The organism is Stappia sp. ICDLI1TA098 (assembly GCF_054880955.1).
In genome coordinates this window covers 290,699-315,119 of record NZ_JBTZBT010000004.1, presented here as the reverse complement: position 1 = coordinate 315,119, position 24,421 = coordinate 290,699, and the positions used below count along the sequence as shown (strand labels likewise).

20 protein-coding genes are annotated in these 24,421 nt (G+C 66.5%); 3 read left to right on the top strand and 17 right to left on the bottom strand.

Going from position 1 to position 24,421, the window contains the following annotated elements:
• Window positions 1–88 precede the first annotated feature (88 nt).
• The gene (locus tag ACSLUQ_RS19105; RefSeq protein WP_461809433.1) at window positions 89–970 is read left to right on the top strand and encodes a 2-keto-4-pentenoate hydratase; all 882 of its coding nucleotides are present in this window, start codon (window positions 89–91) and stop codon (window positions 968–970) included.
• 54 nt (window positions 971–1,024) lie between these two features.
• Here ACSLUQ_RS19105 and ACSLUQ_RS19100 read toward each other — a convergent pair whose 3' ends face one another.
• The 5 genes from ACSLUQ_RS19100 to ACSLUQ_RS19080 form a co-directional block, all read right to left on the bottom strand.
• Window positions 1,025–3,502: a Tex family protein gene (locus tag ACSLUQ_RS19100; protein WP_461809432.1), complete on the bottom strand. Its 2,478-nt coding sequence runs from the start codon at window positions 3,500–3,502 to the stop codon at window positions 1,025–1,027.
• Between the two features lie 115 nt (window positions 3,503–3,617).
• On the bottom strand, window positions 3,618–4,733 hold the full coding sequence (locus tag ACSLUQ_RS19095) for an ATP-dependent DNA helicase (protein ID WP_461809431.1): 1,116 nt from the start codon (window positions 4,731–4,733) through the stop codon (window positions 3,618–3,620).
• A gap of 71 nt (window positions 4,734–4,804) precedes the next feature.
• Complete coding sequence (locus ACSLUQ_RS19090) at window positions 4,805–5,836, bottom strand: 4-hydroxyproline epimerase (protein ID WP_417773073.1); 1,032 nt, start codon at window positions 5,834–5,836, stop codon at window positions 4,805–4,807.
• Window positions 5,837–5,860: 24 nt separating this feature from the next.
• Window positions 5,861–7,105: an NAD(P)/FAD-dependent oxidoreductase gene (locus tag ACSLUQ_RS19085; protein ID WP_461809430.1), complete on the bottom strand. Its 1,245-nt coding sequence runs from the start codon at window positions 7,103–7,105 to the stop codon at window positions 5,861–5,863.
• A 33-nt stretch (window positions 7,106–7,138) separates the two neighbouring features.
• A complete protein-coding gene (locus ACSLUQ_RS19080) occupies window positions 7,139–8,032 on the bottom strand; it encodes a dihydrodipicolinate synthase family protein (RefSeq protein WP_461809429.1) in 894 nt (297 codons plus the stop codon).
• A gap of 138 nt (window positions 8,033–8,170) precedes the next feature.
• Here ACSLUQ_RS19080 and ACSLUQ_RS19075 point away from each other — a divergent pair, with 138 nt between their 5' ends.
• Complete coding sequence (locus ACSLUQ_RS19075; protein ID WP_417773070.1) at window positions 8,171–8,983, top strand: GntR family transcriptional regulator; 813 nt, start codon at window positions 8,171–8,173, stop codon at window positions 8,981–8,983.
• On the opposite strand, the gene ACSLUQ_RS19070 is transcribed toward ACSLUQ_RS19075, so the two are convergent.
• The 8 genes from ACSLUQ_RS19070 to ACSLUQ_RS19035 all read right to left on the bottom strand — a co-directional run bounded on the left by ACSLUQ_RS19070 (window position 8,964) and on the right by ACSLUQ_RS19035 (window position 19,911).
• Window positions 8,964–10,217, bottom strand: coding sequence for an MFS transporter (locus ACSLUQ_RS19070; protein ID WP_461809428.1), 1,254 nt, complete (start codon window positions 10,215–10,217; stop codon window positions 8,964–8,966). The genes ACSLUQ_RS19075 and ACSLUQ_RS19070 overlap by 20 nt on opposite strands.
• A 19-nt stretch (window positions 10,218–10,236) precedes the next feature.
• Complete coding sequence (locus ACSLUQ_RS19065) at window positions 10,237–11,067, bottom strand: dipeptide ABC transporter ATP-binding protein (RefSeq protein ID WP_417773068.1); 831 nt, start codon at window positions 11,065–11,067, stop codon at window positions 10,237–10,239.
• Window positions 11,064–11,918 (bottom strand): ABC transporter ATP-binding protein, encoded by an 855-nt coding sequence (locus tag ACSLUQ_RS19060; protein ID WP_417773067.1) that lies wholly within the window; start codon window positions 11,916–11,918, stop codon window positions 11,064–11,066. Before ACSLUQ_RS19060 ends, ACSLUQ_RS19065 begins: the two co-directional genes overlap by 4 nt.
• A 4-nt stretch (window positions 11,919–11,922) precedes the next feature.
• Window positions 11,923–12,777, bottom strand: a complete 855-nt coding sequence (locus ACSLUQ_RS19055; RefSeq protein ID WP_417773132.1) for an ABC transporter permease subunit — start codon at window positions 12,775–12,777, stop codon at window positions 11,923–11,925.
• A 74-nt stretch (window positions 12,778–12,851) separates the two neighbouring features.
• Window positions 12,852–13,859 carry an ABC transporter permease subunit gene (locus tag ACSLUQ_RS19050; protein ID WP_417773066.1) on the bottom strand — a complete coding sequence of 336 codons (1,008 nt, stop codon included), beginning with the start codon at window positions 13,857–13,859 and terminating at the stop codon, window positions 12,852–12,854.
• Between the two features lie 129 nt (window positions 13,860–13,988).
• Window positions 13,989–15,593 (bottom strand): ABC transporter substrate-binding protein, encoded by a 1,605-nt coding sequence (locus tag ACSLUQ_RS19045; protein WP_417773065.1) that lies wholly within the window; start codon window positions 15,591–15,593, stop codon window positions 13,989–13,991.
• A 297-nt stretch (window positions 15,594–15,890) separates the two neighbouring features.
• Window positions 15,891–18,269, bottom strand: coding sequence for a mechanosensitive ion channel domain-containing protein (locus ACSLUQ_RS19040; RefSeq protein WP_461809427.1), 2,379 nt, complete (start codon window positions 18,267–18,269; stop codon window positions 15,891–15,893).
• A 73-nt stretch (window positions 18,270–18,342) separates the two neighbouring features.
• A complete protein-coding gene (locus ACSLUQ_RS19035; protein ID WP_461809426.1) occupies window positions 18,343–19,911 on the bottom strand; it encodes an aldehyde dehydrogenase (NADP(+)) in 1,569 nt (522 codons plus the stop codon).
• Between the two features lie 331 nt (window positions 19,912–20,242).
• On the opposite strand from ACSLUQ_RS19035, the gene ACSLUQ_RS19030 reads away from it, so the two are divergent.
• On the top strand, window positions 20,243–21,331 hold the full coding sequence (locus tag ACSLUQ_RS19030; protein WP_461809425.1) for a DUF2336 domain-containing protein: 1,089 nt from the start codon (window positions 20,243–20,245) through the stop codon (window positions 21,329–21,331).
• A 31-nt stretch (window positions 21,332–21,362) separates the two neighbouring features.
• Here the strand turns inward: ACSLUQ_RS19030 and ACSLUQ_RS19025 are convergent, their stop codons facing one another.
• The 4 genes from ACSLUQ_RS19025 to fliI all read right to left on the bottom strand — a co-directional run bounded on the left by ACSLUQ_RS19025 (window position 21,363) and on the right by fliI (window position 24,268).
• A complete protein-coding gene (locus ACSLUQ_RS19025; protein ID WP_461809424.1) occupies window positions 21,363–21,797 on the bottom strand; it encodes a paraquat-inducible protein A in 435 nt (144 codons plus the stop codon).
• An 82-nt stretch (window positions 21,798–21,879) separates the two neighbouring features.
• Entirely contained in the window at window positions 21,880–22,329 is a 450-nt protein-coding gene (locus tag ACSLUQ_RS19020) for an acetyltransferase (RefSeq protein ID WP_461809423.1), read from the bottom strand.
• Between the two features lie 173 nt (window positions 22,330–22,502).
• A complete protein-coding gene (fliJ, locus tag ACSLUQ_RS19015) occupies window positions 22,503–22,913 on the bottom strand; it encodes a flagellar export protein FliJ (protein ID WP_417773059.1) in 411 nt (136 codons plus the stop codon).
• Window positions 22,914–22,942: 29 nt separating this feature from the next.
• Window positions 22,943–24,268, bottom strand: coding sequence for a flagellar protein export ATPase FliI (gene fliI / locus ACSLUQ_RS19010; protein ID WP_417773058.1), 1,326 nt, complete (start codon window positions 24,266–24,268; stop codon window positions 22,943–22,945).
• Between the last annotated feature and the right edge of the window lie 153 nt (window positions 24,269–24,421).

Genomic DNA, 24,421 nt, shown 5'->3' with positions numbered 1-24,421 from the left:
GCTTTTGGTGCGGCGGTCGCTCTTGCCATTGAAGGGCCGCAGTTGCACTCTCCCCTCGTCGCGACACCCGCGAAGGGAAGGAGACCCGATGACGCCCACCGATGCCGGCCTCCGCAAGGCCGCTCTGGCGCTCTGCGCCACATTCTTTTTCGCAAATCCCGCAAACGCCGAATGCCCCGACGACAGCACGATCGACGCCTTCATGGCGGCGCGCGCGCAAGCCGCGCCGACGCCGGCGCCCGTCGCCGCCGGCGGGTCGATGGAAGATGCCCTCTGCGCCCAGGACAAGATCGTCCAGCGGCTGAGCAAGGATCTCGGCCCGGTCGCGGGATACAAGGCCGGGCTCACCTCGCCCAAGGCGCAGGAAGCCTTCGGCGTGAGCGAACCCGTCTTCGGCACGATGCTGCGCGACATGTTCCTGCAGGACGGCGCCACGGTCAGCGCCTCCGAGGCGGGCCGCCCGCTCTTCGAGGCTGACCTTATCGTCGAGATCGCCGACCCGGCCGTCAACGACGCGACCACACCGGAGGAGGTGCTCAGAACCATCTCCGGCGTGCGCCCCTTCATCGAGCTTCCCGCCCTGGTCGTCGCCAAGGAGAACAAGCTCGACGGCCCGGCGATCACCTCGATCAACGTCGGCGCGTGGAAGGGCGTGATGGGCAATGTCATCGCCATTCCGCAAGGCGACGTCGGCACCGAGATGATGGCGAACTTCAACGCGAAGCTCACCGACAGCGCCACCGGCGAGGTCCTGTCCGAGGCCCCTGGCAAGGCCGTGCTCGGCAACCCGCTCAACGCGGTCATCTGGGTCGCCGCCAAGCTCAAGGAACAGGGAAAGTCCCTGAAGCCGGGCGACTACGTCTCCGTCGGTTCCATTGGCCCGCTTCACCCGATGAAGCCCGGCATGAGCATCACCCTCACCTATGAGGGCCTGCCCGGCGATCCGAAGATCGGCGCCACCTTCGAATGACAAAAAAGGGCGCGGCGGAAATTCCGCCACGCCCTTTTTGCTTTTTTTTGAAAATCAGCGCTTCTTCTTGTTGAAAGCCGCCGCGAGTGCCGCGGCCATCGCACCATCGCCACCAGGCGATGCGTCCTTCCCGCCGCGGTCGTTGCGCCCCCCGCCCGAGGACCCGCCGCCAGGCCGGCCGCCCTTTCCGGGGCCGCCCGCTCCGCCGCCCCGTCCGCCACCGCCGCCGTCGCGCCGCGCGTCTCTCTGACCGCCGGAGGAGCGCTCCGCCGCCTCCGCCCCGCCATCCTTGCGCATGGAGAGCGCGATGCGCTTGCGCGGCATGTCAACCTCGACAACGCGAACCCGAACGATGTCGCCAGCCTTCACCACCTCGGCCGGATCGCGCACGAAACGGTCGGCGATTTGCGAGACATGAACAAGTCCGTCCTGATGCACGCCGATATCGACGAAGGCACCGAAATTGGTGACATTCGTCACCGTTCCCTCCAGCGACATGCCGGGCCGCAGATCGGCCATGGTTTCCACCCCATCGGCAAGCTTCGCCGTCTTGAATTCCGGGCGCGGATCGCGGCCGGGTTTTTCCAGCTCGGCAATGATGTCGCGCACCGTCGGCAGACCGAAGGTCTCGTCGACGAAGCTTTCCGGATCGAGCGACTTCAGGAGGTTGCCGTTGCCCATCACGTCGCCGAGCGGCCGTCCGCACGCTTTCACGATGCGCGAGGCAACCGGATAGGCCTCCGGGTGAACGGATGAGGCATCGAGGGGGTTCTCGCCGCCTGGAATGCGCAGGAAGCCGGCGCATTGCTCGAAGGCCTTGGGGCCCAGACGGGCGACCTTCAGGAGATCCTTGCGGCTGCGGTAGGCACCTTCCGCGTCCCGATGAGAGACGACCGCCTCCGCCAGCATCGAGGTCAGACCCGAGACACGCGCCAGCAGCGGCGCCGAGGCGGTGTTGAGGTCGACGCCAACCGCGTTCACCGCATCCTCGACCACGGCGTCCAGCGCGCGCGCAAGCTTCGTCTGGTTGACGTCGTGCTGGTACTGGCCGACGCCGATGGACTTGGGCTCGATCTTGACGAGTTCGGCGAGCGGGTCCTGCAGCCGCCGGGCGATGGAGATCGCTCCGCGCAAGGACACGTCGACATCGGGGAATTCGCGCGCGGCCAACGCGCTGGCCGAATAGATCGACGCACCCGCCTCGTTCACCACCACCTTCACCGGACGCGCCGCCGGAGGAATGTCGCCGAGAAGATCGAGCACCAGCCGGTCCGTCTCCCGGCTCGCCGTGCCGTTGCCGATGGCAATCAGCGCCACCTTGTTGCGTGCGATCAGCGCCAGCAGTGCCGCCCGCGTGCCGGCGACGTCGTTGCGCGGCGGATAGGGATAGACGGTCGTCGTCTCGACCAGCTTGCCGGTCCCGTCGACAACCGCGACCTTAACGCCGGTGCGGATGCCCGGATCGAGCCCGAGAACGGCCTTGTGACCGGCTGGCGCGGCCAGCAACAGGTCCTTGAGGTTGCGCGCGAAGACGTGGATCGCCTCTTCCTCGGAGCGCTCACGCAGCATGTTCATCAGATCGAGTTCGAGATGCAGCGACAGCTTGACCCGCCACGCCCAGCGCGCGCATTCCACAAGCCACCTGTCGGCCGGACGCCCCTTGTCCTCGATGCCGGCGGCATGCATCACCATGCGCTCCACCGGCCGCACAGGGCCTGGGTCCTCCTCGTCGACGGCCAGCTCAAGCGCCAGCACGCCTTCGTTGCGCCCGCGCATCAGGGCAAGCGCCCGGTGGCTCGGCACGTCGGCCCATTTCTCGCGGTAATCAAAATAATCGGAGAACTTGGCGCCCGCCGTCTCCTGCCCCTCGACGACGCGCGACCGCACGACGCCGCCGCGCCTGAGGTGATCGCGCAGCCGGCCGACCAGCGCCGCATCCTCGGAGAAACGCTCCATCAGGATCTGGCGCGCGCCGTCGAGCGCCGCCTTCTCGTCGGCCACGCCCTTGTCAGCGTCGACGAAGCCCGCCGCTTCCTTCTGGGGGTCGCGGGAAGGATCGGCCATCAACAGGTCGGCAAGCGGTTCGAGCCCCGCCTCGCGGGCGATCTGCGCCTTGGTCCGCCGCTTCTTCTTGAAGGGCAGATAGAGATCCTCGAGTTGCGCCTTGGTCTCGGCGGAGAGGATCTTGCCCGCCAGATCCGGATCGAGCTTTCCCTGCTCGTCGATCGACTTCGCAATGGCGACGCGGCGCTCCTCCAGCTCCCGCAGATAGGTAAGCCGCTCCTCGAGCGTGCGCAGCTGGGTGTCGTCGAGACCGCCCGTCACCTCCTTGCGGTAGCGGGCGACGAAGGGCACCGTGGCCCCTCCATCGAGCAGCTCCACCGTCGCCGACACCTGTTCAGGCCGGCAGGACAGCTCGCCGGCGATGCGCACGGCGATCCTCGCCGACACCTCAGCCGGCAGGGCCGATGCCTTTTTCGCCTGCGGCGCGGCGGCGGAAATCTCGGAAAGCAGCTCGGTGTTGTCGGTCATAGCATTGGCCTGTTGGGGACGCTTCGGCTTCGGTCTTAAGCCGGCCTGCGTCGCTCTTCCACTCCCCCGCACCCTTGCCCACAGACGGGTCCACAGATGCGGCGAGACGAAGGCGTCAGCGTACCACGGTGATGGAATGCGCCGCGCGGGTTACCGCCGTGTAGAGCCAGCGGTCGCGGAAATCCCGGAAGGCAAAGCTCTCGTCGAAGAGCACCACGTCATCCCACTGCGAGCCCTGCGACTTGTGGACAGTGAGCGCGTAGCCATAGTCGAACTCGTCGGAACGCCGGCGCATCGCGTAGGGAAGTTGCTCCGAACCCTCCTCGAAAAGCGCCGGAAGCACCTTTACCGCGACGCTCGACTTGCCACCCGCCTCGTCCTCGGGACGCACGTCGAAGCGGATCGTGTTGCCCCGCGACGGCCTGAGCCGTTCCACCGTCCACAGTCCGCCATTGAGCAGGCCCTTGGTCTTGTCGTTGCGCAGGCACACCAGCTTGTCGCCGACCGCCGGCATCGGCGTGGTGAAGCCCTTAAGCTCGCGGATACGGCCGTTGTAGAGCCGGCGCGTCCGGTTGGTTCCGACAAGCACCTGGTCGGCGGCAAGGATCGCCTGCGCATCGATATCCCGGCGCGAGATGATCCGGCTCTCGCCATAGGTGCCGTGGTCAAGAGTGCCGCCCTCGCGAATGACCATCGACATGTGCACGATCGGATTGTCGCGCGCCTGCCGGTGCACCTCGGAGAGCATGATGTCGGGCTCGGCGTCGGTGAAGAAGCCACCGCCCTTGACCGGGGGAAGCTGGGCAGGATCGCCAAGCACCAGCACCGGCGTGCCGAAGGACAGGAGATCGCGGCCCAGATCCTCATCGACCATCGAGCATTCATCGATGACGATGAGCGAGGCCTTGGCCGCCACGCTCTCGCGGTTGAGGGAAAAGCTCAAAGCCCCCTCGTCCTCGTCCTCCGCCTCGTCCTTGCGCCCGCGCGGACGGTAGATCATGGCGTGGATCGTGGTCGCCCCGTCGCACCCCTTCTGGCGAAGGACATGCGCGGCCTTGCCGGTGAAGGCGCCAAAGGCGACGTCGCCGTCGATGCCTTCGGCAAGATGCCGGGCGAGCGTCGTCTTGCCCGTCCCGGCAAAACCGAAGAGGCGGAAGACCTGCTTGTCGCGCGATTTCAGCCAGCGCGCCGTCTCGGCGAGCGCCTGTTCCTGCTGCGGTGACCAGTCCATGAAGCGATTCCCGTTTCGTTCGCTTCCTGTCTACCCGCTTCGCCGCCGGTTTGGCACCCGCCTTTCGCGCCTCATGGGCGCGGATGCAGCTTCACGCCCGTGCCTGTTACCGAAAAGCCGGCCATATAGGGGTCGCGTTCGTCGAGCGTGATGGTCGACGTCCCCGTCTTCACCGCCCAGCCCTCGATGGTCGGCACGATCGCCGGAAGATCACCGACGCGCGTTTCCTCCTTCACCCCGCCCCGGAAGAGCGAGCCGATGACGCTTTCATGGACGAAGCTGTCGCCGACCTTGAGGCGCCCGCGCGCGTGAAGCTGGGCAAGGCGCGCGGATGTCCCCGTGCCGCAAGGGCTGCGGTCGATGGCCTTGTCGCCGTAGAAGACGGCGTTGCGCGCGTCGGCCCCCGCCTGCGTTGCCGGCCCGGTCCACTGGATGTGGGTGATGCCACGGATGCGCTCGTCCAGCGGGTGCACCATCTCGAAGGTCTCGTTGAGGACCTTGCGCAGCAAGGGACTGATCGCCACCAGCTTGTCGACCTCAATCGAACCGACACCGGGAAAATTCTTCTGCGGCTCGACGATTGCGTAGAAGTTGCCGCCATAGGCGACGTCGAAGACAATCCGCCCGAGTTCCGGGCAGTCGATCTCGAGATCCCTTGCGGCAAGGAACGAGGGCACATTGGTGAGCTTCACCGACGTGACGAAGCCATCCTCCATCGCGTAGTCGGCGAGAACGAGGCCAGCCGGGGTCTCCAGCCGCGCCGTGCCCGGCGTCCTTGGCGCGAGCAGCCCCTCCTCGATGGCCATGGTCACCGTGCCTATGGTGCCGTGGCCGCACATCGGCAGGCAGCCCGAGGTCTCGATATAGAGCACGCCGATGTCGCAATCCTCGCGCGTCGGCGGATAGAGGATCGACCCGGACATCATGTCGTGGCCGCGCGGCTCGAACATCAGCCCGGTGCGGATCCAGTCGTAGCGGGACAGAAAATCGGCGCGCCGGGCAAGCATGCTGTCGCCCGACAGCAGTGGCCCGCCGCCGGCGACCAGCCGCACCGGGTTGCCGCAGGTGTGACCATCGATGCAGAAGAACGTATGACGCGCCATGTCGGGCACCTTGAATGCGGCCGCTCAGAACCGGCCGATGGAATAAGGGGAAAGATCGATCGCGGGCGCCCGCCCGGCGATCATGTCGGCAAGAATTTCGCCCGTCGTCGCCGCCTGCGTCAGCCCGTGATGGGCATGGCCGAAGGCATGGAAGACATGCGGAGAGGCAGAACTTCGGGAGATGACCGGCAGGCTGTCGGGAAGCGAGGGGCGAAACCCCATCCAGCGCGTCCCCTCCGCCGCATTGAGGCCCGGAGCCACCTTGCGCGCCCGCGTCACCAGCGCGTCGACCCGCGCCCAGTTGGGCGGGGCGTCGAGGCCGGCAAACTCCACCGCGCCGCCGATCCTGAGGCCCGGAGCGAGAGGCGAGAGCACGAATCCGTAGCCGGGGAGCATGATGAAGCGGCGGAACGAAACGCCCGGCTCCGGCACGGTGATGTTGTAGCCGCGCTCCGTGTCGAGCGGCACGTTCTCGCCAAGCCCGCCCGCGAGCTTGCGGGACCATGCCCCGCAGGCGATCACAACCCTCTGCGCCTCAATCTCTTCGCCGCCGGCAAGCCGGATCCGCACGCCGCTCTCGGACGGGGCGAGGTTCTCGACGCTGCCGTCGACGAACCGGACACCGCGCGCGCGCAAATGCGCGGCGATGTCCTGACACAGAGCGAAAGGATCGTCGACATGGGACCAGCCGGGAATATAGGCGCCGCCGGCGACGGTCGGCCCCAGGTCCGGCTCCATCTCCCGGATCTGCGCGCCGGATAGCTCGCGCACCTCGATACCGTGGTCGCGCTGGAGCTGCCAGCCCGGACGCGCCCGCGCCACCTCGGCCGGCTTGTCGAAAACGTCGAGACAGCCGTGCGAACGCAGCCTTCCGCCGGTGCCCGTTTCGGCCCAGAGCCGCTCCCAGGCGGGAAGCGCGGTAGCGTTGAGCGCAGCGATTGCCGAGACCGACCGACGCCAGGCGGAGGGGCGCGAGGCGGCGAGGAACCGCAGCATCCAGGGCAGGAACGCCGGCGCATAGGACGGGCGCAGCGACAACGGGCCGAGCGGGTCGAGCAACCAGCCCGGCGCCTTGCGCCAGATCCCGGGCGAGGCCAGCGGCGATACATCCGTCCAGGCGATGCCGGCGGCGTTGCCACGCGAGGTGGCCGCTCCCGGCTCTCCCCGGTCGATCAGCGTCACCTCATGGCCACGAGCAGCCAGGGTCGCGGCGGCGGCAAGGCCGACGATCCCCGCACCCAGAATGTGAACCGATGGCACTGCGCTCATGTTTCCTCCCCACGGGCGTCGCCTGCCCGATGGTCAGATCATCGGCAAAGCCGGGCGAACCGCAAGAGCCGCCTTGATGATATCGTCGACCCGCTTGCCCTCGACACCGGCGAGCGGCAGCCGCGGCGCGCGGCAGCGGTCGTTCGACCCGAGCGCATGCACCTCCGCCCGCTTGATGTTCTGGACGAGGTTGGTGGAGACGTCGAGGTCGAGCAGCGGGCGGAACCAGCGGTAGATGTCGCGCGCCTCCTCGAGGCGACCGGCCTGTACCAGTTTCCAGATCGCGACCGTCTCCTTCGGGAAGGCGACGACGAGACCGGCGACCCAGCCCGTCGCGCCCATCAGCAGGCTCTCGAGCGCGAGATTGTCGACACCGGTGAAGACGTCGAAACGCGTGCCGAAGCGCGAGATCACCTCGCTCACCCGGCGAATGTCGTCGGTGGATTCCTTCATCGCGACGACAAGCGGCTCGCTGGCGAGCTCCTCGAACATGTCGAGTGTCACGTCGACGCCATAGGCGACCGGGTTGTTGTAGACCATCATCGGAAGACCGGCGGCCCGCGTCACCGTCAAAAGGTGCCCGAGGGTCTCCCGCGGCGCCGAGCGATAGGGCACGCCCGGCAGCACCATCAGCCCGTCGGCGCCTGCCTTGGCCGCCGCCTCCGCCGCCTTCGCGGCACGCCGGGTGGAGCTCTCGCACACGGTCATGATCACCGGTCGCTTGCCCGCGACCGATTTTGCGAGCGTCAGGATCTCGAGCTTTTCCTCCGGCTCCAGCGCCATCGCCTCGCCGAGCGAGCCGCAGACGATGAGACCGTCAACGCCGGCATCGACCTGCAGCGCGAAACAGCGCTCCATCTCGACCCCATCAAGCGTGTCGGCCTCGGTGAACTTGGTGGTAACCGCCGGAAAAATGCCCCGCCACATGGTCGATCGCTCCTTGCCCAGAGTTTGGCTTGAACCTGATATATCAGGTGTCGAGCGAAGAATTTCACGCAGCTTCCTTTATGTCAACAACTGATATATCAAGAGACGGGACGTATTCGGCAGACGTGCGGGGACAGGATGAGCGGCACCAACGGCAGCGACGAAGGCAGGCAGCGCGGCACGGCGGCGCGCAGTCTCGCGGAACGCAAGGCCACGAGCCGCGCCCCCGGTGCAAGCCGATCCCGCCAGGTGACGGGCCCCGGGCTGGAACGCCTCGTCTCCGGGCGCGCACCGACGGAGGCGGTCCAGGAGGAGGAAAGCCGGGCGACCACTGCCTATCGGGCGCTCGAAGAACGCATCGTGACACTCGACCTCGCGCCGGGAACCGCGATCACCGAGAACAGGCTCGCCGCCGCGCTCGACATGGGCCGCACCCCCGTGCGCGAGGCGATCCAACGGCTCGCCTGGGAAGGTCTCGTCACCATCCGCCCCCGTCTGGGCATTCTGGTCAGCGAGATAAGCCCGGGCGATTTCGCCCGCGTCCTCGATGCCCGCCACGCGATAGAAGTCCTTCTCGCCGGCTCCGCCGCCCGTCTGGCCAGCCGTCCGCAGCGCGACCGGCTGGCGGAATGTGCGGTCGCCATGCGCGATGCGGCCGCCTGCAAGGACATTTCCGAGTTCCTGCGCCAGGACAAGATCTTCGACGAGATCGTCGCCATTGCCGCCTGCAACCCCTTTGCCGCGCGCGTCGTCGCGCCGCTGCAAACCCACTCGCGCCGCTTCTGGTACCGGTATTTCGGCGAGGCGGACCTCAACTCCGCCGCCTGGCACCATATGGAGGTGATGCAGGCGATTGCCGCCGGCGACGTCGACGCGGCGCGCGCCCGGGCCCACGACCTGCTCCACAACCTGCGCCGCCAGGCCGAAACGCTCACCGGCCCGGGAAGCTGACCGCCGCGCCGGCATTCCTGTTGGCGCGCGCCCGCACGACCGCAATGCCCGACATGGCGGCGAGCGACAGACATCCGGCCGCAAACGCCAGCACAAGTCCCATCCCCGAACCACCCACATCGACCGCCGCCCCCAGCGCGAACGGCGCCGCCGCCCCCACGATCAGCGCCGGCCGGGCGATCAGGCCAAGCCGCAACGCGTAGCCCTCCGCCCCGAAGAGGGCGAGCGGCAGCGTGCCGCGCACGATGGTGACAAGTCCGTTCGCCCCACCGTAGATCACCGCGAAGACAGCGGCCGAAAGCGGCGTCACCCCTCCCACCAGCAACACGAGAAAGGCCGCCGGCAGCATGGCCGCCGACACGATGCCCACCCCCAGCGGCGAAATGCGACGCGCAAAGACGAACTCCACCACCCGTGCCGCAACCTGGGATGGACCGATCAGCGTGCCGACAGCAACCGCGACCGCCGCCGACAGGCCCAGATCCTCGAAGAGCGCCAGCAGATGCGCCGACAGGCCGATGAACAGAAACGCGTTGGCGGCGATCGCCAAACTGACCAGCACGAATGCGGCACGTCTGTATCGCTCATCGACGATCATCGGTGCCAGCTCGGCCGTCTGCCCGCTTTGGGCAGTGTCAGCGTCCCTGTCCGGGGACTCGCCAAGGCCGCTTCCCCGCCTTGGCAACAGCAGATGCGCCGGAAAGGCGATGGCAAGCGTTGCAAGGGAAAACGCCAGATAGGCACCACGCCAGCCGTGGCTTTCGATCAGCCAGTGGGTCGCCGGCCAGGCAAGCGTCGAAGCGAAGCCGGCGATGAGCGTCAGCGCGGTTATGCGCGAGCGCGCCCGCCTGCCATAGATCCCGCCCAGCGTCGCGAAAGCGGGATCGTAGAGCGTCATCGCCATGGCGACGCCGAGAACCGCCCAGACGCAATAATAGGAAACAAGACCGCCGACGCCGGACAGCGCGGCAAGGCCGACTGCCGCCAGCAGCGACCCGCTCGCCATGACCCGCCGCCCGCCATGCGCCCCGACAGCGGCACCCACGGCCGGCGAGGCAAGCCCGGCCACGACAAGCCCCAGCGAAAAGCCGCCGAGGCCGGTCGCACGAGACCAGCCGAACTCATCGGAGATCCGTGGCGCCGTCAGCGCAACCGCATAGAACAGGCTGCCGTAGCCAACGATCTGGCTGACCCCGAGAAGAGGCACGGCGCTCCAGAGCGGAAGTCTTGCCATCGCCTCGTCCGGTGCCGGATCAGGCAGCCCCGCGCGCGGCGAGCCGCGCCCGGATGCTCGCGACATCGGCCCTGGGCGTCGCCGCGAAAAGCGTCTTCGTGTAGCTGTGCTTGGGGTCGCCGAAAACCTCGTCGCGCGTGCCGTATTCCACCGCTTCGCCAAAGTACATCACCATCACCATGTCGGCGATGTAGCGTACCACCGACAGGTCGTGACTGATGAAGACATAGGTGAGGCCGAACTCATCCTGGAGATCGGCAAGCAGATTGAGGATCTGCGCCTGCACGGAGAGATCGAGCGCGGAAACCGGTTCATCGAGCACCAGCAGCTTGGGCTTCAGCATGATCGCCCGCGCGATGGCGACGCGCTGCCGCTGGCCGCCGGAAAACATATGCGGGTAACGGCCGTAATGCTCCGGCTTGAGCCCGACCTTCTCCAGCATCGCCAGCGCCGCGTCGCGCCGTTCGGCCGCGCTCATCGACGTGTTGAGCAACAGCGGCTCCTCGAGGACCGCACCGATCTTCTGGCGCGGATTGAGCGAGCCATAGGGATTCTGGAACACGATCTGAACGGCCTGACGCATCTCGCGCCCCACGCGGTGGCGGGAGATGTCGATCATCTTGCCGTCGATCTCGATCGTGCCGGAGGTCGGCTGATCGATCATCGTCAGCATCCGGGCAAGCGTCGACTTGCCGCACCCGGATTCACCCACCACCGCCAGCGTCGATCCGCGCTCCACGTCGAAGCTGACGCCCTTGACCGCATGCAACAGGCTCGGCTTTCCGAACATGCCGCCGCTGACCACATAGTCGCGCTTGAGGTCGCGCACCTTGAGGATGGGGGCACTCATCGGCGGGCCTCCATGTCGGCGGAAAAGGTCTCGGCGAAGTCGGCCACCGTCGGCAGCCGGTCCCCCTTGGCGTTCTCCGGCAGAGCCGAAAGCAGCGCCTTGGTATAGGGATGCGTCGGCGTCTCGAAGAGGCTCAGCACGTCGGCTTCCTCCATCTGCTTGCCCTGATATTGCACCACCACCCGGTCGGCGGTCTCGGCAACGACACCCATGTCGTGGGTGATCATGATCATCCCCATGTCGTGGTCGCGCTGGAGATCGCCAAGCAGGTCGAGGATCTGCTTCTGGATGGTCACATCCAGCGCCGTGGTCGGCTCGTCGGCGATCAGAAGCTTGGGTTGGCAGGCGGTGGCGATGGCGATCATCACACGCTGGCACTGACCGCCCGACATCTGGTGCGGGAAGGCATCGAGCCGGCTTGCCGGATCGGGAATGCCCACCGCGTTCAGCAGCTCCACCATCCGGTCGCGTCGTTGCCGGCGGTTCATGTCCGTGTGCGTCTTCAGCACCTCGTCGAGCTGGAAGCCGACCGTGAAGCACGGGTTGAGGCTGGCGACCGGCTCCTGAAAGATCATCGAGATGTCCTTGCCGATGATCTGCCGCCTGGCATGGACCGAAAGCGTTCTGAGGTCCGTGCCCTCGAATGCCATCATGTCGGCCGTGACGGTCGCCGTGTCCGGCAGCAACCCCATCACCGCGAGCATGGCGACCGACTTGCCGGAGCCGGATTCCCCGACGATGGCGAGCACCTCACCCTTTTCAACCGTGTAGTCGACCCCGTCCAGCGCCCGGAAGGGCCCGGCCGCGGTGTCGAACTCGACGCTGAGGTTGCGGATTTCGAGAAGAGGCATCGTCTCAGCTCCGCTTCAGCTTGGGATCGAGGGCGTCGCGCAGCCCGTCGCCGACCAGGTTGATCGCCAGCACCGTGATCAGGATCGCGAGACCCGGGAAGGTCACCACCCACCAGGCGCGCAGGATGAACTCGCGCGCCTCGGCCAGCATCGTGCCCCATTCCGGCGTCGGCGGCTGCGCGCCCATGCCCAGGAAGCCCAGCGCCGCCGCGTCGAGGATCGCGTTGGAGAAGGACAGCGTGCCTTGCACGATCAGCGGCGCCAGACAGTTCGGCAGGATCGTCTTGAACATCAGCCGCAGGTGGCCGGCGCCTGAAAGCCGGGCCGCAGCCACATAGTCGCGGGTTCGCTCGCTCAGCACCGCCGCACGCGTCAGCCGCACGAAATGCGGCTGCAGCACGACGGCGATGGCGATCATCGCGTTGACCAGACCGGGCCCTAGCACCGCGACCAGCACAAGCGCCAGCAGCAGAGATGGAAACGCCAGGATGACGTCCATCACACGCATGATGACCGTATCGACCCAGCCGCGAAAATAGCCCGCGACCAGACCCAGGACGATGCCGCCGGTCAGCGCGATGACAACGACGACAACGCCGATGAAGAGCGAGAAACGGGCGCCGAAGATCAGCCGCGAGAGCATGTCGCGGCCAACAGCGTCCGTTCCCAGCAGGAAAGCGGCCCGGCCGCCCTCCGCCCAGAAGGGCGGCACGAGCAGCGCGTCACGATATTGCAGGTCCGGATCGTGCGGCGCAACCAGCGGCGCGGCAAGCGCCACGACCACCAGCAGCACGAAGATCGCCAGGCCGATCACCGCGCCTCGGCTCTGGGAAAAATAGAACCAGAACTCCACCAGCATCTGCCGTGTGGCGTTGCGGCTTTCGGCTTCGATGGAAACGGGTTTCGAGGTTTCTGTCATTGCTCTGTCCCGTCTCAGGTATGTCGAATGCGCGGATTGACGAGACCGTAGAGCAGGTCGACCGTCAGGTTCACGAGCATCACGATGGCGGCGATCATCAGCAGGCCGCCCTGCACGACCGGATAGTCACGCCGCGAGATGCTGTCGACCATCCACTTGCCGATGCCGGGCCAGGAGAAGATCGTCTCCGTCAGGATGGCGCCGGCGAGCAGCACGCCGACCTGCAGCCCGATGGTGGTGATCACCGGGATCAGTGCGTTTCTGAGCGCGTGCAGACCGATGACCCTGAGCGGAGCCAGTCCCTTGGCGCGCGCGGTGCGCACATAATCCTCACCCAGCACCTCGAGCATGGCCGAGCGCGTCTGGCGGGCGATCACCGCCAGCGGGATCGTGGCCAGGACGATGGAGGGCAGCACCAGGTGGCTCGCCGCCGACTGGAACGCACCCTTCTGCCCAGAAAGCAGGCTGTCGATCAGCATGAAGCCGGTCGGCTGCGGAAAGAAGTAGAGCAGCGATATGCGTCCCGACACCGGCGTCCATTGCAGGATGCCGGAAAACAGGATGATCAGCAGCAGGCCCCACCAGAAGATCGGCATCGAATAGCCGACGAGCGCCACGCCCATCACCGTCTGGTCTACGACCTTGCCGCGTTTCACCGCCGCGAGGATGCCGATCGGAATGCCGACCACAATGGCGATGATGATGGCGCAAAGGCCAAGCTCGGCGGTGGCCGGAAACAATGTCAGGAATTCGGTGACCACCGGTTTCTTGGTCACGATGGACGTGCCGAGGTCGCCGGAAAGAATGCCGCCGAGATAGTCCAGATACTGCTCCCATATCGGGCGGGAGAAGCCGAACTGCTCCATCAGTTTCTGGTAGCGCTCGGGAGAAAGCCCCCGCTCGCCCGCCATCAGCAGAACAGGATCACCGGGCAGCAGACGAATGAAACCGAAAGCCACCAACGACACACCGAGAAAGGTGGGCACGAGCAGCAGGAGCCGGCTGAGGAAAAAGCGGATCATGGGATACCGTCCATGCGCCCGCACCGGCCGCAAGGGGCCGGTGCGGGGTGTCGGGCCCGCCGGTCGGACACGTCAGCCTGGAAAATCTCCGGGCCGTGCCGCCGGCGGCTCCTCTTCGGGACCGCGGAATTACTCCGCGATGTCGACGCCGTCGAACCAGTGGCCGCCGAGCGGGTCCATGACGTAGCCCTCGACCTTCGCCGACATCGGCATGAAGACGACCGAATGGGCGATGGTCGCCCACGGGGCCTGCGCCTTGAAGACGGTCTGCGCCTCCTCGTAGAGCGCCGTGCGCTCCGCCTTGCTGGAGACGACCTTGGCCTTCTGGATCAGATCCTCGAACGGCTGGTAGCACCACTGCGCACGGTTGGAACCGCCGACGCCGTCACACCCCAGAAGCACGGCGAGGAAGTTGTCGGGATCACCGTTATCGCCGGTCCAGCCGAGCAGCACGGCACCGTCGCGGTCGGCTTCCTTGGAGCGGGCCAGATACTCGCCCCACTCGTAGGAGACGATCTCCGCCTCGACGCCAACCTTGGCGTAATCGGCCTGGATGACCTCCGCCATGCGGCGCGCGTTCGGGTTGTACGGGCGCTGGACCGGCATCGCCCAGAGCTTCATCTTGAGGTCGGTGACGCCCTCTTCCTCAAGCATCTTCTTCGCCGCTTCCGGATCGTACGGGTCGTCCTTGACGGCATTGTTGTAGGACCACATCGTCGGCGGGATCGGGTTCTTCGCCGCCTGGCCGGAGCCCTGGAACACCGCGTCGAGAATGGCCTGCTTGTTCATGGCCATGTTCAGCGCCTTGCGGACCTTCGGGTTGTCGAAGGGCGCCTGCTTGGTGTTATAGGCCAGATAGCCGACGTTGAGGCCCTGTTGCTCCATGAGCTTCAGGTCGTTCTGGGCACGGATATCGTCCAGATCGGCCGGGGCGGGATACGGCATGACATGGCATTCGCCCGCCTTCAGCTTCTGAAGGCGCACGGCCGCGTCGGTCGTGATGGCGAAGACGAGGTCATCGATCGGCTGCTTGCCGCCCCAGTAGTCGGGATGCGCCTTGTAGCGGATCACCGCGTCCTTCTGGTAGCCGACGAAGGCGAAGGGACCGGTGCCGAGCGGCTCCTGGTTCATCATCTCCTTGCGGCCGTCGGCGGCGAGCTTGTCGGCGTATTCAGCGGACAGGATCGAGGCGAAGTCCATGGCCAGATTGGCCACCATCGGCGCCTCGGGGCGCGTGAGCACGAACTTCACCGTGTGGTCGTCGACCTTGACGATCTCCTTGATGAGATCGGGCATCGACATGCTGTCGAAATACTCCCAGGCCGCACCGGATGTGTACTGGTGCCAGGGATGCTCCTTGTCGAGCTGGCGCCCGAAGGAGAACAGCACGTCGTCCGCGTTGAAATCGCGCGTCGGCGTGAAGAAGGACGTGGTCTGGAACTTGACGCCCTTGCGCAGGTGGAAGGTGTATTCCTTGCCGTCCTCGGAGATGTCCCAGCTCTCGGCGAGCCCGGGGATGACCTCGGTGGTGCCGCGCTTGAACTCTACCAAGCGGTTGTAGACCGGCTTGGACGACGCGTCGAACGTAGTGCCTGCGGTGTAAAGCGCGGAATCGAAGCCTTCCGGCGACCCTTCCGAGCAGTAGACCAGCGTCTTGGCCGAAGCTGCGGACGCCATCAGGACCGCAAGACTGGCGCCCATGAGCGCCGTTTTCATGGTGCGGCGAACAAACATGCAAACTCTCCCCTGAATGATCTCGGCCCGCCATTTTCGTTTTCCCGCTTCACTGAGATGGGGAAGCGGATTCCTGGCTCTTGGGCCTTGGCCGAAGATTAGTCGCTGTCGAACCCACTCACAACCGGTGCGATATTTCTTCTTTTGGAAATTATAGCGAAATTTTTCCAGAATTCCGCCGGCGACGCAACGCGACCCAGGCACCCGCCGCCGCCGTCAGGCCACGCGAAACGGGCGCGCCATTCCTGGCGCGCCCGTTCCTGAAATGACCTGCATTTCCCGCTTCGCCGGGCTGGATCAGAGCTCGTCCTCGCTGGGAATGTCGCGATCCTTCTTGGACCTGCTGCTGGCCGGCTTCGCCTCGATGAGAACGTCGTCGCCCGGCAGCGACGGTGTATCGGCGGCGCGCTCGCCGCCTTCCGCCGACGGGCTCGACACATGATAGGTGACCTGCGGGAACGGGATCTCGATGCCGCGTTCGTCGAAGACCGCCTTGAGATACTCGTTGTAGGCGCGCCCGGTGGCCCACTGCGAGCCCGGCAGGGTCTTGATTCGGGCCCGCACGGTGATCGCGCTGTCGCCGAACGTGGTGACGCCATGCATCTCCAGCGGATCGAGGATGTCGCGCCCGGCCTCGCTTTCCTTGAGCCGGTCGAAGGCGACATGCATCGCCATCTTCACATCGGTGATGTCGCTGTCGTAGGCGACCCCGATGGCGGCGACGTGATAGCCGTAGCCGCGCATGAAGTTGGCCACCCGGTCGACGGTCGAGAACGGGATCATGTGCGCCGCGCCATCGAGGTCGCGCAGCCGCACCGAACGGATCGTCAGCTTCTCCACGGTCCCCGTGACACCGCCCAGGGTGACGACATCGCCCTCGTTCATGGCGTTCTCGAACTGGATGAACGCACCCGTGATGATATCCTGAACCAGCTTCTGGGAGCCGAAGGAGATCGCCAGACCGAAGACACCGGCACCGGCGATCAGCGGCCCGATGTTGACCCCGAGCTCGGACAGCGCCAACAGCGCGATCATCACCAGCAGCAGGATCGTGAAGGCATTGCGGAAAAGCCCGAAGAGCGTCTTCTCCCGCGAGGTCGGCAGGCGGCCGCGCGGATTGAGCCGCAGGTCGACCCAGGACATGATGCCGAGCCAGATGAGGAAGCCGATGAAGGCGACAATGAGCGCCGAAACGAGCCGGCCGACCCAGTCCTGCCCGTCGGAGGAGCCGAACCAGCTCATCACATCGACAGCCGCCCATGCCTGCAGGATGCCGAGCAACACGCAGACGAACACCAGGAACCGCACGATGGACAGCACGCGCGGCACGAAGGCGTTGAGACGCCTCTCGAGCAACGGCAGGCGCTGGTGGACGTTCTCAGGCAGATGCACGCCGTCGGTGATCGCCCGCGTCAGCATCAGCGACACCAGCGTGCCAATCATCACCGAGAGAACCGAGAAGGCCGTGGCTTTCACCATGAAGGCGGTGGCGTCGAACGGGCGCGACAGCCACACCGAAAGCAGCAGCAGCACGTAGAAGATCGCCACCGCGTGCCAGATCCGGCCCATCACCTCGATCAGGCCGCTCGCCAGCACATTGCTCTGCCGCCCGGCATAGTCGAGGATGCGGTCGCGGGTGGCGACGCGGTTGCGCAGAACCGCGAAGATCGCAATCAGAACCGCCGCAAGAACGATCATCATCCGCACGGAATCGGCGAGCAGGAACGAGATGTTGCGGGAAATCACCGGCACCGCCACCATGACGCCGTAGCCGAGCAGGTTGTAGATGATGAACAACCAGAAGCGCCAGTAGTAGGCCTGCTCGTCATCGAGCGGCACCAGGCGCAAGGAACTGAACTTGGGGCTGAGCGCGAAGCGGGTCGCGATCTTGGCCACCTGAACGAAGAAGAAGGCGTTCAGGATCAGGGATTCGAACAGCTCCACCTCGCCATGGGTCGAGCCGGTCGCCATGGCAACCCCGTAGCCCGCGCCGATGGCGATGCCGACCACGACGAACTCGCTGACGCCGCGCAGCAGCAGCAGCAACGCGCGCTTGAGCACGGTGATCCCCTCGCCGTCGCCGATAAGGCGCCGAAACAGCATGTCGGATGCCTGCCGCAGCAGCCACACGATGACCATGAGCGAACCCGCGATCAGCGCGATCTGGATCACGATCTCCTGGATGCGGTCCCAATTCGCCCGGCTGCTGTAGGAAAGCGCCGTCGGCAACGTCGTGAAGGCGCGCAGGATCTGTTCGGCATATCCGCGCCCCTCGTTGATCATTTTTTGCGTGAGCTCGGCGATCCGCAGCGCGATCGTCGCATCGCGCGCCGGCTCCTGGTCACCGGAGGCCCCCTCCGCCGCCGGTTCGCTCTGGGCGGCCCCGCCTGGGGCAACGGCCTGGCCATCGCTCGCCGGAGCTGGGGCAGCGCCCGGTGCGCCGCTCGGCTTCCCACCCAGATACTCGATCAGCGCATTGCGCGCGCCCGGATCCTGCAACAGCTGCAACAGCGCCGCCGCCTGGGCTTGTGAGGGCGCGACACCGGAGGCTGCCGGCTGCGAGGCCGCATCCGTGCTGTCCGTGCCCGCGGTCTGGGCCCCGGCCGGGATCGGCAACTGGACGACCGACAGGCCGAGGACGAAGAGGACAAGCGCAAGCCAACCGGGGAACCGCATATGAACTCCTGAGCGACGGAACTGAAATGGACGTCGCGGGCGACTGGGGCCGCCCGCGATCCGGTCCGCTCTTTTACGTACCCGAATGAGCCTTGCCGTCAACCAGGCGCGGCCCACCGTCATTGCCGCCAAGTCCCTCGGGAAGCATCTCCTCGAGGAAGTTCTGGTAGGCAACGGGACGCAGGAACCGGTCGATGGCGCGGGAACCGACCGAGGTCGAGCGCACGTCGGTGGACGCGGGATAGGGGCCACCGTGCATCATCGCGTGAGACACCTCGACGCCGGTGGAAAAGCCGTTGCGAAGCAGACGGCCCGCCTTGCGTTCGAGAACCGGCACCAACGCACGCGCCGCGTCGAGATCACCATCTTCCATCAGCACGGTCGCGGTAAGCTGACCCTCCAGCCCGCGGGCGACGTCGGCCATCTCGCCGGTATCCTTGCAGCGGACGACGACGGCGGCCGGGCCGAACATCTCCTCGTGCAGCGAGCTGTCGGAGAGCCAGGTCTCGGCGCTCACCTCGAACACCGCCGGCAGCACAGCGCTGCCCCCGGCTTCCTCGCCGATGCGGCGGCCGGTGACGCCGGAGGCCTTGGAAAGCCGACCCACGGAAGCCCGATAAGCCTTGGCAATGCCACCGGTCAACATCGACTGGGCGGACACGCCGGTCAGCGCCTCGTCGGCGGCCTGGAGAAAGTCGGAAAGCCCCGCGCCTTCGAGCGCCACGACGACGCCCGGATTGGTGCAGAACTGGCCGACGCCCATGGTCAGCGACTGGGCCCAGCCGGCACCGAGTTCGGCACCGCGCGCGCCGAGCGCGCCGGGAAGCGCGAAGACCGGATTGACGCTACCGAGCTCACCGTAGAAGGGGATGGGCTGCGGCCGCGAGACGGCCATATCGAAGAGCGCCCGTCCGCCGCGCAGCGATCCGGTAAAGCCGACGGCCTGGATGAGCGGATGGCGCACGAGCTCGCCACCTGCCTCATGGCCGGAGCCCTGAACCAGATTAAAGACGCCTGCCGGCATTCCGCACGCCTCGATGGCGGCCAGGATCGCCTGGGCGACGATCTCGCTGGTTCCCGGATGGGCAGGATGCCCCTTCACCACGACCGGACAGCCGGCGGCCAGCGCCGAGGCCGTGTCGCCGCCGGCTGTGGAGAAGGCGAGCGGAAAGTTGGATGCGCCGAAGACGGCGACGGGGCCAAGCGGTCGCAGGATGGAGCGGATCTCCGGGCGCGGGGCTGGCTTGCGGTCGGGCTGGGCGGTATCGACACGCGCGTCGAAGCAGATGCCGGCCTCGATCCAGTCGGCGAAGAAGCGCAGCTGCCCGGTGGTGCGACCGCGCTCGCCCTCGAGACGTGCCGCCGGAAGGGCCGACTCCTGCTGCGCGCGCTCGGTGATTTCGGCGCCGCGCGCCTCGATCTCGTCGGCGATGCGGCGGAGGAAGGCCGCCCTGTCGCTGGCCGGTCGGGCGGCATAGTCGGCAAAGGCGGCCTCCGCGGCTTCCGCCGCCTTGCCCACGAGCGCTGCGTCCGCGTCACCCACGCGGGGCGACAGTTCCTCGCCGGTGGCCGGATTGAGCGGCGCAAAGGTCCGTTCCGATGCAACCCACGTTCCGTTGACGAGATGATGCCCGTTCAGCATAGAGGTCTCCTGTCGGTTCGCCGTCCGGTGACGCCTTGCGCCAGCTGGACGGCGGAGCCCGGACGATCGCGCCCGGGATGATCCTGTCGGTTTCGCCCTCCCGGCGGTTTCGCCTGAAAGGGTTCGAGAATTCCGTTCGGTCTCGCACGGGGTCGTCTTGGGAAAAGCAATCGATCCGACCGTGCACCCTGCCGTGCTTGCCATGGATTGCGCCTCGCGACAACTGACATGTCCCGCTCCAGTTTCTCTTGCGAGAGAATTTGAGCATTCATTGCAACACCTTGGTAACAATGAAAATGATACGCTCGGGAGCGAACGACGAAGGCCCACGATGCTCGAAGCATTGCTGAAGCTAGCCAGAAATCCATCCCCCGAAGCGCGCGGCCGATTGCTGCAGCGCGTCGCCGACATCTTTCTGGACCGCGTTGGCCGGCACACGGACGCGGAACTCGAACTCTACTGCGATATCATCCTGAAGCTTCTCGACAACTCCGGCCGCGAGGAGCGCGCACGCCTTTCGCGGCGCATCGCCCCCTGGAGCGACACGCCCAACAAGGTGGCCTATCGGCTCGCCTGCGACGACATCACCATCGCCGCGCCCATGCTCGAGCTAAGCCCGAGCCTCAACGAGGCCGATCTGCTGAAGCTTGCCCGGCGCATGCCGCAGTCGCACCTGACCTCCATCGCCAAGCGCGTCGGTATGCCGTGCCGGGTGTCCGACACGCTGGTCGAGCGCGGCTCTCCCCAGGTCTGGCGCGCCGTCGCCGGCAACGTCCAGAGCCCGCTGTCCGACTGGGCACTGCGGACGCTGGCGAAACGCTCCCTCTCCGACGCCCCGCTGCGCGAGCGCATGAGCGAACGGCCCGACCTGACGCCGCTCATCTGCGAGTGGCTGATCCCCCACGTCAACGCCGCGACCCGCCTGCGTCTCGAGGCGGTGATGGCCGGCACGGACCCCCGCGACCTGACGGCACCCGAGGAGATACGCCAGGATCTGCAACGCCGGTTCTCGATCTTCCTCGAGACGACGGACGTGGACGAGATATGGCGGTTGGTCGAGCGTGGCGACTACCGTTTCGGCTCGATGATCCTGGTGCTGCTGGCTGAGGGACGGATCAATGATGCCTTCCAGATTCTTGGCCGCAAGACCGAGACGCCGCTCAAGACCGTGCAGCACGCCATCTTCCAGGCCGGGATCGAGGACATGATCGCATTGGCGTTGCGGGCGGAGACCACCGACCAGGTGTTCCTCGGCCTCGCCCATCTGCGCTGCAAGCACCTTCGCCTGCCGGAGAGCCAGGCCGTGCGCTGGCTGTCAGCCTATCGCCAAAGCCGGAATGCCGACACGAACGCCGACGGCGGCGCCTCGAAAAACGCCCCTTCCCCGGGGACCGAAACCCCCGACGCCAGTCTTTCGTGACGGTTCTCTCCACCCGTCCGCCGGCGGCACGTCAGCGCCGCGCCAGGGCGGCCGAAAGCGCGCTGGCGACCACCGCGGCGCCGTAGCACCACAGACCCGGCAGCGTCACGGCGCTGGCGAAGCCGCTTGTTTTCGCGGCGAAGATGACAAGCGCGACCAGCATCACGTCCATCATCGACCACTTGCCGAGCGCATGCAGCAGCGTCAGCGCGAAGCCGGAGCGCTCTGAGACGACGGCAACGTGCAGCGCCACGATCTTGGCTGCCGGGAAGATCACCGAGAACAAGGCGACGACCGCTGCCAGCCACGTCTCGCCATCACTCCAAAGCCCCTGCAGCAACTGCAGCAGGCTCGGCCGGTCGGTGAACACATAGAGCCGTTCGAGCTCCATGAGCGGAAGGATCAGCCCGAGCACGAAGGCAGCCGTGGCGACCGGCAGCAGGAGCGACAGGAACAGGCGGCGCAAGCGAAGTCTCCGATTGGAACGCGAAGCGAACATAGGGGCGACGCTCGCCCGGCGCCACATGTCTTCGTCAGGTCCGGGGATCTCAGCTGCGCGCGGCGGCGCCGTGCCGCAGGTGCAGGAGCGGATAGGGCCTGCCCTGGTCGTCGCGCGGCGATCGGTCGACAACCGAAAAGCCCATACGCTCATAGAAGCCGACAGCCTGGGCGTTCTGCTCGTTGACATCCGTCAGCAACGCGGGAAACCGGGAAAGCGCGTGTTCCACGAGGGCCCGCCCCGCACCGCGTCCGCGCATCTGCGGGTCGATGAACAGCGCCTCGAGATGCCCTTCGCTCAGCACCATGAAGCCCGCGGCGCGCCCGTCCTCCACCTCGGCGAAGGTCAGGGGCACCTCGGGCAGGAAACCGCGCACCAGTTCCTCGATCTCTGCCCGGTCTTCGGGGGCGAGAAAGTCATGGGTCGCATCGACCGACCGGCGCCAGATCTCGATGGCCAGCGGCGCGTCGCCCGATTCGGAATGTCTGATCGTCCACATGGCGGGCTTGATCCCACGCGCAAGCTGCAACGGCAACCGCGGCGCGCGGCGACCAATGTCCGGATGCTGGAAATTTCGGGGAAAGCAACTCGGCCGGAATCGCGCCTGGCCGACGGCGTCACCGGTCCAAAGCGCGGACCGGCGGTTCAGGGGTCGACGTCCGGGTCATCCTTTCAGGACTGCACCTGACGACGTCCGGCGATCTCATCGAGTTCTTCCTGCTCGGCCGCCTCGCGCTCGTTGCGATCGCGCATCTGGTCGCGCTCCTCGAGAAGCTCGAACTTCTTGAGCTCCTCCAGCGCGGCACGCAGGTCCTCGCGGGCCGCCTCGAGCTGCCCGTTCAGTTCCTCGGCGGAATTCAGCAGATTGTCGCGACGCTGCGCCGCGGCCTTGGCGAAGGTCGGATAGGCGAAATGGCCCACGTCGGTGATGCCGACGCGCTGCTGCTCCGAGACGATCTGATCGTCGAGTTCCTGCGCCATGCGCTTGAATTCGTCGATCATCGATTCGATCTGCGCCAGTTGCCGGCGACGTTCGTCGACCTGGAACTGCTTCAGACGAATGAGACTCTCACGCGACTTCATTACTCAAAACTCCCTCTACCGCAAACACGCTATCCGAGAGTCATTTCCAAAAGGTTGGCAAGTTCGAGATAGCCCGCCGACAGCGACGTCGCCTCTCCCTTGCCCTGCCCCAGAAAGGTCTCCAGCGGGTCATGGCGGCGGATGGCCTCGTCCACCAGCGCATCGGAGCCGCGCTTGTAGGCACCCAGGCGGATCAGTTCCTCCATGTCGGAATAGGTCGCCATCAGCGCCTTGGCCTTGCGCAGCACCGGCACCGCCGCCTCCGGCACGCAGCGCGGCATGGTGCGCGACACGGACTTCAAGACGTTGATCGCCGGATAGCGGCCGCGCTCCGCGATGGCCCGCTCCATGACGATATGGCCGTCGAGAATGCCGCGCACCGCATCCGCCACCGGCTCGTTGTGGTTGTCGCCCTCCACCAGCACCGTGAACAGCCCGGTGATCGAACCGACGCCACCGCGGCCCGGGCCGGCGCGCTCCAGCAGCTTGGGCAACTCGGTGAACACCGTCGGCGTATAGCCCTTGGAGGTCGGCGGCTCGCCGATGGACAATCCGATCTCGCGCTGCGCCATGGCGAAGCGGGTCACCGAATCCATCATGCACATGACGTTCTTGCCGTCGTCGCGGAAATGCTCCGCCACCGTCATCGTCAGATAGGCCGCCTGGCGGCGCATCAGCACGCTCTCGTCCGAGGTCGCCACCACCACGACGGAGCGGGCAAGGCCCTCCTCTCCCAGGTCGTCCTCGATGAACTCCTGCACCTCGCGGCCGCGCTCGCCGATAAGGCCGATCACGGCGACATCGGCAGCCATGTTGCGCGCGATCATCGACATCAGCACCGACTTGCCGACACCCGAACCGGCGAAGATGCCCATCCGCTGCCCCAGGCAGCAGGTGACGAACGTGTTGAGAGCGCGAATGCCCAGGTCGAGCGGCGGCCCCACGCGGCCGCGCTCGTTGGCCGGCGGCGGCGTTGAACGCAGGCGCCGCGCCACGCCGCCGCTCGGCAGCGGGCCGCGCCCGTCGATGGGATCGCCCATGGCGTTGATCACGCGCCCGAGCCAGCCCTCGCAGGGATGGGAAAGGCTCTCGCGCGAGGCCAGCACCGCCCGGCAGCCCATGCGCACGCCCTCGAGACCGGCGAAAGGCATGCACAGCGCCCGCCCCTCGCGGAAGCCGACGACCTCGGCAAAGACCGGCGCGCCGCCTTCCCCGCTTTCCACCGCCAGCAGCGCGCCGACGCTCATTTCGTGAATTGGCCCGGCCACTTCCAGCAGCAATCCCTGCACGGACACCACGCGACCGTAGATCTCCGCCGACATCAATGCCTCGAGCTCCGCGAACAATGGCTCCATGCGACCCTCAACACTCCCTTAAGACGCGATTGCGAAATCGGCGTTACGGTAACCTATCATTTACGAGTTTGGTTAATCCTAATCGTGAGGGATTTCTGGATGGTGAGCCGTCCTGGGAACCGTGACCGGCGTAGAGATTGAGTCACTTGAGTC